This is a genomic window from Micromonospora profundi (assembly GCF_011927785.1).
GTDB lineage: Bacteria > Actinomycetota > Actinomycetes > Mycobacteriales > Micromonosporaceae > Micromonospora > Micromonospora profundi.
Window position 1 is genome coordinate 5,275,095 of sequence record NZ_JAATJK010000001.1, and the last position, 14,440, is coordinate 5,289,534.

The window sequence follows — 14,440 nt, forward strand, 5'->3', positions numbered from 1 at the left end:
CGGGGGCGTCGGGTTTGGTCACCCCTGGCTACCCTGACGGCGCCAACCAAGCCGACGGAGAGTACGCATGACCAATCCCCCGCCCCCCGGCGACTGGAACGACCCCACGAGGTCGGCTCAGCCGGCGAGTTCACCGCTGGATCCGACAATGGTGTCCAGCCCGCCGGTGCCAACCCAGCCCGGCCCCTCCGACCCGTACTCGCCGGCCGACCCGTACGCCGGCGGGCAGGCGGCCCCGGGACAGCCGGTGGCGTACGCCCCGCCCGGCTATCCGCCGCCGTACCCCGGTTACGGCTACCCGCCGCCCCCGAAGAACAACGGGCTTGCCATCGCGTCGCTTGTGCTGAGCCTTGTCGGCCTCACGTCCTGTGGGATCACGGCGCCGATCGGGGCGATCCTCGGCCACGTGGCGCAGAGTCAGATCCGCACCAGCGGCGAGGCCGGTGAAGGTATGGCGAAGGCCGGCATCATCGTCGGCTGGATCGTCACCGCGCTGATGCTGCTCGGGATCGCCGCCTACGCCGCCATCATCATCTTCGCGGTCTCGAACGCCGACAGCAGCACCAGCAGCTACTGAGAGGGCGGCCGGGTCGACGTACCAACGGCTTTGTCGGGCCGGGCCGACAGCCTGCGGCTGTCGACCCGGCCCGACCACTCACTCCGCCGGTGGGGTGAACGACGAGGTACGGCTCATTCCGGCGGCCCGGCCCTTGGCGGCGACCACAAGCGCCATCTTGCGGGACGCCTCGTCGATCATTTCGTCGCCGAGCATCACCGCGCCGAGCTTGCCGCCGGCCTCCGAGGTGTAGTGCTCGTAGGCGTCGAGGATCAGCTCGGCGTGGTCGTAGTCGGCCTGCGCCGGCTGGTAGACCTCGTTCGCGGCGTCGATCTGGCCCGGGTGCAGCACCCACTTGCCGTCGAACCCCAGCGCCGCCGACCGCTTGGCCACCTCACGGAAGCCGTCCACGTCCCGGATCTGCAGGAACGGCCCGTCGATTGCCTGCTTGTCGTGCATTCGGGCGGCCATCAGGATGCGCATCAGGATGTAGTGGTACGGGTCGCCCGGGTAGTCCGGGATCAGCGCACCGACAACGAGCGACTTCATGTTGATCGAGGCCATGAAGTCGGCCGGGCCGAAGATGATCGTCTCCACCCGGGGCGAGGCGCCCGCGATGGCGTCGACGTTGACCAGGCCCGCGGCGTTCTCGATCTGCGCCTCGATGCCGATCCGTCCGACCTCCAGGCCCAGCGTCTTCTCGATCTGGGTGAGCAGCAGGTCCAGCCACTGCACCTGGGCGGCGTCCTGCACCTTGGGCAGCATGATGCAGTCCAGGTTCGCGCCAGCGCCCTCGACGACCTCGATGACATCCCGGTAGGTCCACGGGGTGGTCAGGTCGTTGACCCGTACCACGCGGGTCTTGCCGGCCCAGTCACCGTCGTTGAGCGCGGCCACGATGTTCTTGCGCGCGTCCGGCTTGGCCAGCGGGGCGACGGCGTCCTCCAGGTCGAGGAAGACCTGGTCGGCCGGGAGGCCCTGCGCCTTGCCGAGCATCTTGACGCTGGAACCCGGTACGGCGAGACAGGATCGGCGAGGACGACCGACTGCGGCCATGGATGAACTCCTTCCAGCGTTCGGCGGGCACGCCGACGCCACCTGACGACAGATCCGAGAAAACTTAACGATCCCAAAGGGGCGTGTTGACGCCACGGTAACCTCGTGCCGTGACCGGGGTGAATGGACCTGTGGAAGATCTCACTGGGCGTCGACTCGTGGTGGTGACCGGGGCCAGCTCCGGGATCGGGCTGGCCGCCGCCGTGCACCTCGCCTGCCGCGGCGACCAGGTGGTGCTCGTCGGGCGGGACCCTGCCCGCCTCCAGGCCGCCGCCGAACGGGTACGGGAGACCTCGGGTGAGCGCCCGGAGCTGTTCCGCGCCGACTTCGCGGTGCTCGACGACGTCCGACGGCTCGCCGAAGGGCTGCGCGCCGCGTACGACCGGATCGACGTGCTCGTCAACAACGCAGGAGCGATCGCGCTCCAGCCTCTCACCACCGTCGACGGTTTCGAGCTGTCGATCCAGGCCAACCACCTGGCCCCGTTCCTGCTGACCAACCTGCTCGCCGACCGGGTCGGCCGGATCGTGGTCACCGGCTCCGGTGCGCACCGCTTCGGCACGCTCGATCCGGACGACCTGAACGCGGCACTGCGCCGTTACCGGCCGCTGGGCGCGTACGGCACCAGCAAGCAGGCGAACATCCTGTTCACCGCCGAGGCGGCCCGCCGCTGGCCGGGAATCCCCGCACACAGCTTCCACCCGGGAGTGGTGCGCACCCGGTTCGGCAACGACAGCAGGGTTGTCGCGTTCGGCATGCGGGTGCTGCCGTTCCGCAGCCCGGAGAAGGCCGCCGAGACGCTGGTCTGGCTCGCCAACCAGGACCCGGCCCGGTTGGTCGGCGGCGGGTACTACTACAACAGGCGGTTGCGCCGGCCGTACCGCAAGGCGGCCGACCCACGGCTCGCCGCCCGGCTCTGGTCGGCAAGCGCCGCCGCCGTGGGCATCGACGGGTAGCGTTGCCACCGTGCTCACTCTCGTGGCGATCGTCGAGTTTCCCACCGGGGCCGAGTCCGATGGCCAGCGCTACGAGGACGACGTCCTTGCCCTGCTCGACAGGCACGGCGGCGAACTGGAACGACGGCTGCGCAGCACCGCTGGGCGAAGCGAGGTGCACGTGATCCGGTTCGCGGATCGGGCCGGCTACGAGTCGTTCCTCGTCGACCCGCAGCGGGCGGCACTGCGTACCGCCCTCGGCGAAGCCGCACCGACCACCCGCGTCATCGAGGTGCACGAGGTCTGAGCGTCAGTCGGTCAGCGGCGCCGGGTCGGCCGGCAACGCCGTGGTCGTGGCGCGACGGCCGGCGCGGGCGCCGCCGAGCACCACCACTGCCACCCCGACCAGCAGCAACGACATGCCCAGCAGCGCGTACGCGCGAGGCACCTGGCCCAGCCAGACCCAGGCCAGCAGGGCGGCGCCGGGCACCTCCAGCAGGATCAACACGCTTACCGTCGTCGCCGGGATCCGGTGCAGGACGTAGTTGAACATCGAGTGCCCGAGCAGTTGCGCGCCAGCCACCAACGCCAGGATGGCCAGCCAGGTACGCCCGTCGAAGCCGGTAAGCCGCACCCCGCCGAGCAGGCAGATCACCAGCAGGATCAGCGCGCAGATCCCGTAGCAGATGGTCGTGTAGGTGGTGGTGCTGATGCTGGCCCGCGCACGCTCACCGAACGCGGTGTAGACGGCGCCGAACACGCCACCGGCCACCGCCAGCAGGTCACCGACTACCGCCCTCGCGGAGATGCCCACGTCCGCGCCCGTGGCGATCACCGCGCCGCCGACCGTCACCGCGATGCCGACCCAGACCACCGGTGGGAGCCTGCGACCCTGCGCTCGGGCGATCAGCCCCTGCCAGACCGGCTGGGTGGCGACCAGAGCCGTTGCCGCAGCCACCGATGTGAGCTGGACGCTCGGCATCCAGGCGGCGAAGTGCGCGGCCAGCGCCACACCGGAGAGGACGCAGAACAGCCCCTCCCGCCGACCTGCCAGCCCGACCAGGGCGCGGAACTCGGCGCGACGTCGGGCCAGCGAGAACGGGCTCAGCACGGCCACCGCCAGCACGTTGCGCCAGAACGCGATGGCCAGCGCCGGTGCGGCCGCGTACGCGATCAGCGGCGCTGACGACGACACCGCGACCACGGCGAGGCCCACCGCGCCGGTGGTCAGCGGATCCAACGTCGGGCGGCGCGAATCAGGGGGCACGGGAAGCAATCTTCACACGATCACCATGGACACAGAACGTCATCACTCCGTTACGATCGGGCAGCGTCGCGCCAGCGGCCGTCGATCGCCCGGAGGCGCGCCAGATGCCCAGCTACCAGGCTGTGCTGTTCGACTTCTTCGGCACGCTCACCCACTCGGTCCAACGCGGCGCCGCGCACCTCCGCACCGCCGAACTGCTCGGCTGCCCCATCGACACGCTCAACGAGGTGCTCAATCGCACCTACTACGCGCGTGCCACCGGTCGGCTCGGCAGCGCGGAGGCGACACTGCGCTGGGTCTGCGCCCTGGCGGGCGTACACCCCAGCGACCATGCGCTGCGGGCGGCCGTGGCATCCCGGCACCGGGCGGTCCGCGCGGACACCCGGCTGCGGGCCGACGCGGTGCCGGTGCTCGCGGCGCTGCGCCACTGCGGCCTGCGCACCGGCGTGATCAGCGACTGTACGCACGAACTGCCGGCCTTCCTGCCGCAGCTCCCGATCGCCCCACTGCTCGACGTGCGGGTCTTCTCCGTCCAGGTCGGACGATGCAAGCCCGAACCGGAGCTCTACCTGACCGCCTGTCAGCGGCTGGGGCTCGCACCGGCCGACTGCCTGTACGTCGGCGACGGTGGCAGCCAGGAGCTGACCGGCGCCGAGCGGGCCGGGATGACAGCGGTCCGGCTGGCCGCACCCGATCTGGCCGAGCACATGGTGTTCAACGCCGACCGGGAATGGCGCGGCCGGACCGTGGGCAGCCTGCGCGAGGTGCTCGACGTCGTGAGCGCAACGAACCTCGCGGACGCCGATCTGGCGCGCACCGGGGTCGGCGGGATGTGCGCGGCCGGCAGGGCGGGCGGTCCGGCGGGCTGACCAACGGGCGGTCGGCGGGTCAGCGGCGGCGCACGGGCGGCCGACGGATCAGCGGCGGCGGACCCGGTGCAGGCGGAACGGCTTGCGGGTGGCGCGGACCGCCGGGGTCTCCCGGGGCTCCTCCGTCTGCGCGTCGGACGGCAGGTCGGCGCCGGAGAGCGGCTCGCCCGCGGGGGCGAGCCGATTCACCGCACAGCCGTCGGCGGCCCACCGCGCCACCAGGTCCGCCGTCGGGCCGGGCGCGTTCAGGCGCTTGCCCGCCACAAGCGGCGCCGTGGTCTCCCACGCCTCGCTGCCCGGCGACAGCCTGGTCACCCGGGCCGGCCAGGTGACGATGCGGCCGCCGTGATCACCGCGCAGCGTGACCTGCGCCTCGGTGGCGTCGGCCAACCCGGGAGCGGCCTGCTCGCCCGGCCCGCTCACCACGTAGAGCGCGCCTTCCAGCGGGGCGCACCAGAGCGCGAGCGCCGGCCCGCCGGACACGCTGACCCAGGCCACGGCGGCCTTCTTCATCGCCTCGTCGACAAGCGGCGTCGAGGTGTGCGCGTCGTCAGTCACCCTCGTATCCTCCCGTACGTCGACCGGCGACGCGTGGACCGCCGGTCGATCGCCTGCCGCCCGTCCACCCAGGGCCTGCGCGGCTCAGCCCACGAAGGGCGGCACGGCGATCTCGCCCCGGGCCACCGGCATCACCTGGCCGGCGACGGTAGCGCCGACGGCCGTGCCGCTCTCCGCCGTCACAGTGCAGGTCAACGCAGAGGGACGGCCCATCTCCACACCCTGGCGCACCGCGTACCGGGACAGTCCGTCCCCCGGCAGCAGGCCCGTGGCCACCAGCCAGACGCCCAGCCCGAGCGCCGCCGAACCGGTCGCCGGATCCTCCGGGACACCGAGCCCCGGCACGAAAACCCGAGCGTGCGCGGTTTGCGTGGCGGGGTCCCAGGAGAAGACGCTCACGTGATCCACGCCGTACCGCTCCGCCGCCACCGGGTTCAGCCGGGCCCGGGCCACCGAATCCGGGAACACCGGCAGGTACGGGAACTCCAGCCCGCAGCCCGCCACCCGAGGCGCCGGCCCACTGCTGTCGTAGTCGGCCTCGACCAGCCCGGCGATCTCCAGCAGCGGCTCCGGGTCCAACTCGGGGCCGAGCGTGGGGCTGCTGCCGGTGAGCGTCGCGCCGGTTGCGGTCACGTCGATCGGCAGCACCCCGGCACCGCACTCCTGGGTGACCTGCCCCACGTCGAACATCCCGCGCCGACTGGCGGTGACCGCCGCGCCGACGCTCGGGTGCCCGGCGAACGGCAACTCCTCGGCAGGGGTGAAGATGCGGGCCCGGTACGTCGCGCCGACCTGGGTAGGTGGCAGCACGAACACCGTCTCGGACAGGTTGAACTCCAGTGCGAGCGCCTGCATCTGCTCGGTGGCCAGCGCCTCCGCGCCGAACACCACGGCCAGCGGGTTGCCACTGAACGGGCGGTCGGTGAAGACGTCCACGATCTCGTAGGCCAAGGTCGACATGTTGCTAAACACTAGGCGCTTAGGCTGGTGCCCGTGAGCACGCCGACCCGGATCTACATCGCCCGCCTCGCCGGAGTGGCCGTTTTCGATCCAAACGGTGACCAGGTGGGCCGTGTCCGTGACGCGGTGGCCCGGCTGCGGGCGACCGGCCGTCCGCCGGAGGTCGTGGGTCTGGTCGCCGAGATGCCGATGCGCCGGAGGATCTTCCTGTCCATCAACCGGATCACCTCGATCGACGCGGACGCTGTCGTGCTCGGCTCCGGCACCCTCAACCTGCGGCGCTTCGAGAAGCGCCTGAACGAGCTGCTTGTGCTCCAGGAACTCCTGGACCGGCGGGTGCAGCTCGAACCCGGCGGCCAGCCCGGCACCGTGGTGGACGTCGCCATGGAGTGCGCTCGCGGCGGCGAGTGGTCACTCACCCGCGTCGCGGTCCGCGAGCAGACCGGCCGGATCACCCGGCGGGGCCATCTGCACCAGGTCGAGTGGGACCGCGTGCGCGGGCTCAGCGGCATCGCCGACAACCGGGGTACGGCGAATCTGCTCGCCGTCCTGGAGGACATGCGCCCGGCGGACCTTGCCAACGCCCTCCAGGACCTGCCCGACACGCGGCGCAACGAGGTCGCTGCGGCGCTGAACGACGAGCGGCTGGCCGACGTGCTCAGTGAGCTGCCCGAACACGACCAGGTGGAGATCCTCGCCGCGCTGGACCGGGAGCGGGCCGCTGACGTGTTGGAGGAGATGGACCCGGACGACGCTGCGGACCTGCTCAACGAACTGCCGCCGCCGGAACAGGACGTGCTGCTGGACCTCATGGAGCCGGACGAGGCCGACCCGGTGCGGCAGTTGCTCAACTACACCCCCGGCACGGCGGGCAGCGTGATGACGTCCGAGCCGGTCATCCTGCCGCCGGACGCGACAGTCGCCGAGGCGTTGGCCCGGATCCGGGAGCCGCAGCTCTCCCCCGCCGTCGCCGCGCAGGTCTTCGTGACCCGGGCGCCGCAGAACACCCCGACCGGGCGGTACCTGGGCATGGTGCACTTCCAGGCGTTACTGCGTGAATCGCCTGCCGATCTGCTGGGCAAGGTGGTGGTCAACGACATCGACCCGCTGCGCCCCACCACGCCGTTGCCAGAGATCACCCGCCGGATGGCCACCTACGATCTGGTCGCCATGCCCGTGATCGACAGGAACAACCGGCTGGTCGGTGCCGTGACGGTCGACGACGTACTGGACCACTCGTTGCCCCGGGACTGGCGGGACCGGGGTGTCCTCGGTGCCGCGGGCACCACCGACGCGGTGCTGGACGGCGCTGATGGCTGAGCAGCGGCGTACGGAGCGTCTCGACCAGCCGCGCGAGCCCCGGGGAATCAAGCTGCCCCGATTCGACGCGGAGGCGTTCGGCCGCTGGTCGGAGGGCATCGCCCGGGGCATGGGCACCGCGAACTTCCTGGTCGTCATGACTGTGGTGATCGCCATCTGGTTCGGCTGGAACACTCTCGCCCCGGCCGAGATGCGTTTCGACCCGTACACCTTCACGTTCCTCACGCTGGTGCTGTCGTTGCAGGCCAGCTACGCGGCGCCGCTGATCCTGCTGGCGCAGAACCGGCAGGCGGATCGCGACCGGGTGGCGTTGGAGGAGGACCGGCGGCGCGCCACGGCGCAGAAGGCGGACACCGAGTACCTGGCACGGGAGATCGCCGCCCTGCGGATCGCGTTGGGCGAGGTGGCCACCCGCGACTTCCTCCGCTCCGAACTGACCCGACTGGCCGAGGAGCTGGACGAGGCGGGGCAGCGGCGGCAGCGGCTGGAGCGCCGCCAGCAGGAGCGGGACAGCCGGCAGGAGAAGCGCACCCAGCGGGCGACCGACGGCGGAGCGCTTGACGAGCCGCGCGACGACCTGGACGGCGACTTCTCCCGGAGCGCCCGCTCGGACGGCACCGGCCCCCGCGGCCAGGACGGCTGATGAGCCGGATCGATTGGCTCACACCGGTCCCGGTCAACGGTCGGAGCGGATGCCCCGCGACGTAGCATTGCGGGCATGTCAGCACCCGTCAGCACCGTCGAGGACGCGATCCAGGCCGCCCTGGCCACCGTCAACGACCCGGAGATCCGCCGGCCCATCACCGATCTGGGCATGGTCCGCTCCGCCACGATCGGCGCCGACGGCGTCGTACGGGTCGAGCTGCTGCTCACCGTCGCCGGCTGCCCGCTCAAGGACAAGCTGCGTACGGACATCACCGCCGCCGTGGCCGCGGTGCCCGGTGTCACCGGCGTGGAGATCGACTTCGGTGTGATGAGCCCCGAGCAGCGGCAGTCGTTGCAGGCGCAGCTGCGCGGCGGCGGCGCCAGCGAGGAGCCGGTCATCCCGTTCGCCCAGCCGGGCTCCCGCACCCGTGTGTACGCGGTGGCCAGCGGCAAGGGCGGTGTCGGCAAGTCCAGCGTGACTGTCAACCTGGCGGCGGCGCTCGCCGCCCGTGGGCTCTCCGTCGGCGTGGTCGACGCCGACATCTACGGTCACTCGGTGCCCCGGATGCTCGGCGCGGACGGTCGACCGACCCGCGTCGAAGACATGATCATGCCGCCGCAGTCGCACGGCGTGAAGGTGATCTCGATCGGCATGTTCACCTCGGGCAACGCGGCTGTGGTGTGGCGTGGCCCGATGCTGCACCGGGCGTTGCAGCAGTTTTTGGCCGACGTCTACTGGGGCGACCTCGACGTACTCCTGCTCGACCTGCCCCCGGGCACCGGCGACGTGGCCATCTCGCTGGCCCAACTGCTGCCCAACTCGGAGATCCTGCTGGTCACCACCCCGCAGACCGCAGCCGCCGAGGTCGCGGAGCGGGCCGGTGCGATCGCCCTGCAGACCCACCAGCGGGTGGTCGGCGTCATCGAGAACATGTCCTGGCTCGAACTGCCGGACGGCTCCCGCATGGAGATCTTCGGCTCCGGCGGCGGTACGGCCGTCGCCGAGTCGCTGAGCCGGACGATCGGCGCGCAGGTGCCGCTGCTCGGGCAGATCCCGCTGGACACCCGCGTCCGCGAGGCCGGCGACGCCGGCAACCCGATCGTGCTGGCCGAGCCGGATTCCCCGGCCGCCCAGGCGCTCGGCACGATCGCCGACCGGCTCGCGCTGCGCCGTGAGTCGCTGCTCGGCAAGCCCCTCGGCCTCAAGCCCGCCGGCCGCTGAGCGGTCGAACCGGCAGCCCGGCGGGGGTTGAGCTGGCCCTGACACGCACAGCCCGTGCTGCCCTTTGGAGCTGATGTCGCACGGATCTCCCGGCCCCGGCCGGGAGGACGTCGGCGATCCAGCTCCGAAGGGCAGCCGAGCGGTGTGATCCGGGGTCACCGAGCTGAGCGAGGCCAGGGGCCGGGGCTACAGGCAAGGGCCCAAGGGATGGAGCCTGAGCCTGAGCGAGGCTGACACAGGCCCGAGTGCCGCCGCACGGTCCGAGCGCTAGCGCTACGCCTGATCGCTGCCCGCAGGGCGGATCAGGTGGCGTCGTCGTAGCTGGCCCGCGGGGCCGGTGCCGGTGAGGCGCTGGTGGCGGTGCTGGTCGGCCGGGAGCCGTTCGACCGGAGGTCCGCGGCGTTGGCCACGTCCTTCAGCTCGTTGTGCACGCCGTTGACGTCGGCGCGCAGATCGTCGTAGACGCCCTGCAACGGCTTGCGGATCGCCGCCTCGTCCTCCTCGCTGAGGAGGTGCTTGCGGATGAAGGCCTTCGGGTGCAGATCCTCGAGCTGGATGTCGGTGCCCAACTCCCTGCTGAGGTCGCCCGTGGCGTTGCGGGCCATGTTGCGCAGATTACGGACCATCCGCAGACCATCGTTGATCACGTTGGGCAACCGGTCCCCGAAGATCAACAGCGCCAGGAGCAGCAGCGCACCGATCTCCCACCAGTTCAGGTTGTCTAACATTCCGCAGGCCCCCTCTCGCCGTCAGCAGCAAGACTACGCACGTGAACCGGCTTTCGGGCAGGGGGTGACCCGCAGTTCACTTGGCGTCCGCCGCGAGGGTGACCGACGTGTTCTGCCGGTCGGCACCTCGCCGGAACTCGACAGTCACCACCGAGCCGGGTGCGAACTTGCGAACCAGGGCGATCAGGTCCGTCGGTTCGGTCATCGGTCGGCCGTTGAGCTTCATGATCACGTCGCCGGCCTTCAGCCCGGCATCAGCCGCTGGGCCGGAAGGTTCCACGGCGGCCAGGCGTACGCCCCCGCCGGCTCCCGCGCCCGGGCCACCGACCTGGGCGCCGATCACCGTACGCCGGGCCTTACCGGTGCCGATGATGTCCTGGGTCACCCGCTTGGCCTGGTTGATCGGGATGGCGAAGGCGAGCCCGATGTTGCCGGCCTCCTGCCCCTCGGCGACCAGCGACTTGATCGTGGAGTTGACCCCGACCACCCGCCCGGCGCCGTCGACAAGCGGCCCGCCGGAGTTGCCGTGGTTGACAGCGGCGTCGGTCTGGATGGCCGCGTAGTAGCGCACCGGGCCGCCCGGCTCTCCAGCCTGCATCGTCCGGTCCAGGGCGCTCACGATGCCTGCGGTGACCGTGTTGGCCAGCGAGAGCGGTGAGCCGATGGCGAGCACCGGGTCACCGACGGCCAGCCCCTCGGAGTCGCCGAACTCCACAGGCCGTAGCCCGGTCCGGTTGACCTTGATCACCGCGATGTCCGACTCCGGGTCCTGACCGATGACAGTCGCCGGAGCGGTCGAGCCGTCGTTGAAGACCACCGAGGCTTTGCCGCTGCCGCCGGCCACCACGTGATCGTTGGTGATCACGTGCCCGTCGGCGCTGGCGATGAAGCCCGAGCCCTCGCTGGTCCCGCCGAGGCTGCTCACCCGCACGGTGACCACGCTGGGCAGGACCCGGCCGGCGACCCCGGCCAGTGACTCCGGCTTGCGCTGGGCAAGCGCTGGCGGATCCACCGGCTCGGCGCCGAGCACCGTGCCGCCGCCGGCACCGCCGCGAACCGCGAACGCGTAGCCCAGGGCGCCACCCAGGGTTCCGGCCAGCAGCGCGGTGATCACCGGGATGAGCAGCAGGTGGCGCAGCGACGGCCGGCCGGGCGCGTCCGGGTCGATGACCGGCTCGGGCTCGGTGCCGGCGGCGACCACTCCGGGCACCACCACGGCAGCCGGTGCCGCCGGGTCGCGCCACGGGTCGCCGAGGGCGTCGGACCACCAGGGCGAGGCGCCGGTCGCGCCGGCGCCGCCCGCGGGCGGCGCCGGCCCGGCGTACGGCACACCGGGCCGTGAGGCTCCTGGCGGTGGCCCTGCCGGAGGCGTGTAGCCGCTCCCCGGCCTGGCCGGCGGCCCCGCCGACGGGACTCCTGCCCCGGGCGGTCGCGCCGGAGCCGGAGTTTCACCGCCCCGGCGCCAATCCCAGCCGTCGGTCACGTCGGTGCCTCCCAGTCCGTCCCCGGATCCCGTGGCGGCGGCGCCCGGCCACGGCTCGGCGCGGTCGAGGCTCACGGAATACCGCTTCCAGGATTGCACGGATGCGCGCGGTGCAGTCAGCGGTTGCCGCCGGTGATCGAAAGGGACGGAGGCGCGGCTGCGCCTCTCGGCGGTCGCCTCTACGCTCACAGTGCCAACCCGCCCCCGCACCACGCACCGCCCGGAGGTGCCCCATCGCCACGGTCGCCGGTTCCGGCAGTTCGACGGCCCAGGCTCAGCAGTTCGCCGAGTCGTACGTGACCGAGGATCTCGTCCTGCGTACCGCCCGCAGCCTGGCTCACGAGGTGGGCCTCGAGGCGGTCACGCCCGGCGCGGGCGCGGCGCTGCGGCTGCTGGCTGCGGCCGGCAACGCCCGCGCGGTGGTGGAGATCGGCACCGGCACCGGGGTGAGTGGTGTCTGGCTGCTGCGCGGCATGCGTGCCGACGGTGTGCTCACCACCATCGACCTGGAGGTGGAGCACCAGCGGATCGCCCGCCGGATCTTCACCGAGGCGGGCTTCGCCGCGGGCCGTACCCGAATCATCACGGGTCGCGCGCTGGACGTCCTGCCCCGGCTCGCCGACGGGGCGTACGACCTCGTCTTCGTGGACGCCGAGGCGACCGGATTCCACGCCTGTGTCGAGGCAGCGCTGCGGCTGCTGCGTCCCGGGGGCGTACTGGCACTCAACGGCATGCTGGCCGGCGGCCGGATCGCCGACCCGGCCGCCCGGGACGCGGAGACGGTGACGGTCCGCGAGACGATCAAGGCGGTCCGGGAGTCGGAGCACTGGATCCCCGCGCTGCTCCCGGTCGGGCACGGGGTGCTCGCCGCCGTGAAGTGCTGACCCGCGGTCAGTCGATGCTGGCCAGCCAGCGCAGCAGCGAGCGTACGCCCCAGCCGGTCGCCCCCCGGGTGAGTTCCGCGTGGTCGCCGTCGGCCCAGGACGGTGCCGACATGTCCAGGTGCAGCCAGCGGTCCCGCATCTCGCCTGCGAACTCCCGCAGGTAGAGCGCGGCGAGCACCGATCCGGCGCCCTGGGTGGGCGCGCTGTAGAGGTCCGCGATCTCGCTGCCCAGGTACTCGACGTAGTCGTTGTTCAGCGGCATCCGCCAGGCCGCCTCGCCGGCGGCCTCGACCGCGGCGAGGACATCGGCGGCCAGGGCGTCGTTCTCGCTGTACAGGGCGGCGGTGCGCTTGCCCAGCGCGACGGCGTTGGCACCGGTGAGGGTGGCCAGGTCGATCAGCAGGTCGGGCTTGAGCTGCCGCACCGCGTACGCCAGCGCGTCGGCGAGGACCAGGCGGCCCTCGGCGTCGGAGTTGGTCGTCTCGCTTGTCGTGCCGCCGTAGTGCCGGATGACGTCGCCCGGGCGGAACGCGGAGCCGCTGAGCATGTTCTCGGCGAGCGGGGTCAGCGTGGTGACCCGGACCGGAAGACGCAGCGCCGCAGCGCCGAGGGTGGCCGCGACGACGGCGGCAGCGCCGGCCATGTCCTTGCGCATCAGTTTCATCGCCGGAACCGGCTTGATCGAGATGCCGCCGGTGTCGAACGTGATGCCCTTGCCGATCAACACCACGTGGGTACGCGCGTCGGCCGGGTGCCAGTCCAACTCGAGCAGTCGCGGAGCGCTGGCCGAGCCGCCGCCCACTGCGAGGATCCCGCCGAAGCCCTCGGCTGCCAGCTCGTCCGGGCCACGGACCCGGAGGCGAAGGTCGGGCAGATCAGCTGTGGCGGAGATCACTTGGTCGGCGAACCACTGCGGGGTCTTCTGCGACGAGGGGGTGTTGGTGAGGTCGCGGGCGAGGCGCGTCATGGCGGCGGTGGTCCGGGCCGTGGCGACGGTGGCCTCGTGGGCGGTCGGGTCGGCGACCAGCAGGTCGACAGAGCTGAGCGCGGGCGCGTTGTCGGTCTGGGCGAGCCGGAACCGGTACGAGGCGAGCAGCAGGCCCTCGGTCAGCCCGCGAACCGCTTCGGGGCCACTGTCGGTCGGCAGCGCGATAGTGATGTGTGTCTCATCTGAGGCGGACCGGGCCAGTGCCGCACCCGCGGACCGCCACGCCGACTCGCTGCCGTCACCGATTCCGAGCAGGAACAGTCGGCCAGGGCTGCGACCCGGACGCAACTGGGTGCGGATCTCGCCGGCCCGGCCACTGAGCCGGGCGGCCGGCACCAGCGCGGCGGCCTCCTCGGCGGTGCCGTCCGGAGGCGCCACGGCGGTGGGCGCCGGTGTCGCCGAGGCATCGCCGCCCGGTGCCTCATCGGAGGGGCGGACGGGCAGGACGAGGACGTCGAGCCGGTCGGGCTCGGCGATCGGGCAGATGTCGAGCACGCGGAACCGTACCTCCAGGAAGTGTCGTGGAGCGGGAGCCGGGCCCGCCGATCGCACGGATGAAGACCCTGAGCCACCGGCACTGCCGGTGGCTCAGGGTCAGGGAACGGTCCGGACGACGTACGCCGCCCGGGTCGCTCCTCACTCAGCCGGCGGCTGCCTTCAGCGCGTCACCGAGCGCGTTGGCCTCGTCGGGAGTCATCTCGACAACGAGCCGGCCACCGCCTTCCAGCGGGACCCGCATGACGATGCCCCGGCCCTCCTTGGTGACTTCCAGCGGACCGTCGCCCGTCCGCGGCTTCATCGCCGCCATGTTGTCTCCCCTCAGACCTACACCAGGGTCGGTGGGTTGCCCCACAGCCACTTCTCACGCCACCCGCAACCGTCGCGGGGGTGTCGACCAACGATTTTCCCTGATGAACACCGCCGGACCCAAACCGGAGCAGCATTGATGTAACAGCATCTAGCTTATCT

The 14,440-nt window shown here is 71.9% G+C and carries 16 protein-coding genes; 8 read left to right on the top strand and 8 right to left on the bottom strand.

The window, feature by feature from the left end:
• Nucleotides 1–67: 67 nt before the first annotated feature.
• The gene (locus tag F4558_RS23265; RefSeq protein ID WP_053659176.1) at nt 68–577 is read left to right on the top strand and encodes a DUF4190 domain-containing protein; all 510 of its coding nucleotides are present in this window, start codon (nt 68–70) and stop codon (nt 575–577) included.
• A gap of 78 nt (nt 578–655) precedes the next feature.
• Here F4558_RS23265 and F4558_RS23270 read toward each other — a convergent pair whose 3' ends face one another.
• Nucleotides 656–1,612 (bottom strand): HpcH/HpaI aldolase/citrate lyase family protein, encoded by a 957-nt coding sequence (locus F4558_RS23270; RefSeq protein ID WP_053659174.1) that lies wholly within the window; start codon nt 1,610–1,612, stop codon nt 656–658.
• A gap of 131 nt (nt 1,613–1,743) precedes the next feature.
• On the opposite strand from F4558_RS23270, the gene F4558_RS23275 reads away from it, so the two are divergent.
• Together F4558_RS23275 and F4558_RS23280 are read left to right on the top strand one after the other, a co-directional pair.
• On the top strand, nt 1,744–2,568 hold the full coding sequence (locus F4558_RS23275) for an SDR family NAD(P)-dependent oxidoreductase (protein ID WP_053659172.1): 825 nt from the start codon (nt 1,744–1,746) through the stop codon (nt 2,566–2,568).
• A 10-nt stretch (nt 2,569–2,578) separates the two neighbouring features.
• Nucleotides 2,579–2,854 carry a hypothetical protein gene (locus tag F4558_RS23280; protein ID WP_053659170.1) on the top strand — a complete coding sequence of 92 codons (276 nt, stop codon included), beginning with the start codon at nt 2,579–2,581 and terminating at the stop codon, nt 2,852–2,854.
• Nucleotides 2,855–2,857: 3 nt separating this feature from the next.
• On the opposite strand, the gene F4558_RS23285 is transcribed toward F4558_RS23280, so the two are convergent.
• Nucleotides 2,858–3,814, bottom strand: a complete 957-nt coding sequence (locus F4558_RS23285; RefSeq protein ID WP_053659168.1) for a DMT family transporter — start codon at nt 3,812–3,814, stop codon at nt 2,858–2,860.
• A gap of 104 nt (nt 3,815–3,918) precedes the next feature.
• Between F4558_RS23285 and F4558_RS23290 the strand changes: the two genes are divergently transcribed.
• Nucleotides 3,919–4,683, top strand: a complete 765-nt coding sequence (locus F4558_RS23290) for an HAD family hydrolase (RefSeq protein WP_082377637.1) — start codon at nt 3,919–3,921, stop codon at nt 4,681–4,683.
• Between the two features lie 48 nt (nt 4,684–4,731).
• Here the strand turns inward: F4558_RS23290 and F4558_RS23295 are convergent, their stop codons facing one another.
• Both F4558_RS23295 and F4558_RS23300 read right to left on the bottom strand, forming a co-directional pair.
• Entirely contained in the window at nt 4,732–5,196 is a 465-nt protein-coding gene (locus F4558_RS23295) for a hypothetical protein (RefSeq protein WP_157552910.1), read from the bottom strand.
• A gap of 129 nt (nt 5,197–5,325) precedes the next feature.
• Nucleotides 5,326–6,201, bottom strand: a complete 876-nt coding sequence (locus F4558_RS23300; protein ID WP_053659164.1) for a PhzF family protein — start codon at nt 6,199–6,201, stop codon at nt 5,326–5,328.
• Nucleotides 6,202–6,234: 33 nt separating this feature from the next.
• Here F4558_RS23300 and F4558_RS23305 point away from each other — a divergent pair, with 33 nt between their 5' ends.
• The 3 genes from F4558_RS23305 to F4558_RS23315 all read left to right on the top strand — a co-directional run bounded on the left by F4558_RS23305 (nt 6,235) and on the right by F4558_RS23315 (nt 9,388).
• The gene (locus F4558_RS23305) at nt 6,235–7,521 is read left to right on the top strand and encodes a magnesium transporter MgtE N-terminal domain-containing protein (protein WP_053659456.1); all 1,287 of its coding nucleotides are present in this window, start codon (nt 6,235–6,237) and stop codon (nt 7,519–7,521) included.
• Complete coding sequence (locus F4558_RS23310) at nt 7,514–8,164, top strand: DUF1003 domain-containing protein (RefSeq protein ID WP_053659162.1); 651 nt, start codon at nt 7,514–7,516, stop codon at nt 8,162–8,164. The genes F4558_RS23305 and F4558_RS23310 overlap by 8 nt, the downstream gene beginning before the upstream one ends.
• A gap of 75 nt (nt 8,165–8,239) precedes the next feature.
• A complete protein-coding gene (locus F4558_RS23315; RefSeq protein ID WP_053659160.1) occupies nt 8,240–9,388 on the top strand; it encodes an Mrp/NBP35 family ATP-binding protein in 1,149 nt (382 codons plus the stop codon).
• A 302-nt stretch (nt 9,389–9,690) separates the two neighbouring features.
• Here F4558_RS23315 and F4558_RS23320 read toward each other — a convergent pair whose 3' ends face one another.
• Together F4558_RS23320 and F4558_RS23325 are read right to left on the bottom strand one after the other, a co-directional pair.
• Nucleotides 9,691–10,116, bottom strand: coding sequence for a twin-arginine translocase TatA/TatE family subunit (locus F4558_RS23320; RefSeq protein ID WP_167945984.1), 426 nt, complete (start codon nt 10,114–10,116; stop codon nt 9,691–9,693).
• A 76-nt stretch (nt 10,117–10,192) separates the two neighbouring features.
• Complete coding sequence (locus F4558_RS23325; protein WP_167947613.1) at nt 10,193–11,614, bottom strand: S1C family serine protease; 1,422 nt, start codon at nt 11,612–11,614, stop codon at nt 10,193–10,195.
• A 281-nt stretch (nt 11,615–11,895) separates the two neighbouring features.
• Between F4558_RS23325 and F4558_RS23330 the strand changes: the two genes are divergently transcribed.
• Complete coding sequence (locus tag F4558_RS23330) at nt 11,896–12,483, top strand: O-methyltransferase (RefSeq protein WP_053659157.1); 588 nt, start codon at nt 11,896–11,898, stop codon at nt 12,481–12,483.
• A gap of 7 nt (nt 12,484–12,490) precedes the next feature.
• On the opposite strand, the gene F4558_RS23335 is transcribed toward F4558_RS23330, so the two are convergent.
• Together F4558_RS23335 and F4558_RS23340 are read right to left on the bottom strand one after the other, a co-directional pair.
• Nucleotides 12,491–13,966, bottom strand: a complete 1,476-nt coding sequence (locus F4558_RS23335) for a leucyl aminopeptidase family protein (protein WP_167947615.1) — start codon at nt 13,964–13,966, stop codon at nt 12,491–12,493.
• A 145-nt stretch (nt 13,967–14,111) separates the two neighbouring features.
• Nucleotides 14,112–14,279: a DUF3117 domain-containing protein gene (locus F4558_RS23340; protein WP_007455245.1), complete on the bottom strand. Its 168-nt coding sequence runs from the start codon at nt 14,277–14,279 to the stop codon at nt 14,112–14,114.
• Nucleotides 14,280–14,440: the final 161 nt, after the last annotated feature.

Excerpts from the sequence above, each read along its gene's own strand:
- F4558_RS23265 (WP_053659176.1), top strand. The coding sequence starts at position 68 with ATGACCAATCCCCCGCCCCCCGGCGACTGGAACGACCCCACGAGGTCG.
- F4558_RS23300 (WP_053659164.1), bottom strand. The coding sequence starts at position 6,201 with ATGTCGACCTTGGCCTACGAGATCGTGGACGTCTTCACCGACCGCCCG.
- F4558_RS23310 (WP_053659162.1), top strand. The coding sequence starts at position 7,514 with ATGGCTGAGCAGCGGCGTACGGAGCGTCTCGACCAGCCGCGCGAGCCC.
- F4558_RS23320 (WP_167945984.1), bottom strand. The coding sequence starts at position 10,116 with ATGTTAGACAACCTGAACTGGTGGGAGATCGGTGCGCTGCTGCTCCTG.
- F4558_RS23295 (WP_157552910.1), bottom strand. The coding sequence starts at position 5,196 with ATGAAGAAGGCCGCCGTGGCCTGGGTCAGCGTGTCCGGCGGGCCGGCG.
- F4558_RS23315 (WP_053659160.1), top strand. The coding sequence starts at position 8,240 with ATGTCAGCACCCGTCAGCACCGTCGAGGACGCGATCCAGGCCGCCCTG.
- F4558_RS23270 (WP_053659174.1), bottom strand. The coding sequence starts at position 1,612 with ATGGCCGCAGTCGGTCGTCCTCGCCGATCCTGTCTCGCCGTACCGGGT.
- F4558_RS23340 (WP_007455245.1), bottom strand. The coding sequence starts at position 14,279 with ATGGCGGCGATGAAGCCGCGGACGGGCGACGGTCCGCTGGAAGTCACC.
- F4558_RS23290 (WP_082377637.1), top strand. The coding sequence starts at position 3,919 with ATGCCCAGCTACCAGGCTGTGCTGTTCGACTTCTTCGGCACGCTCACC.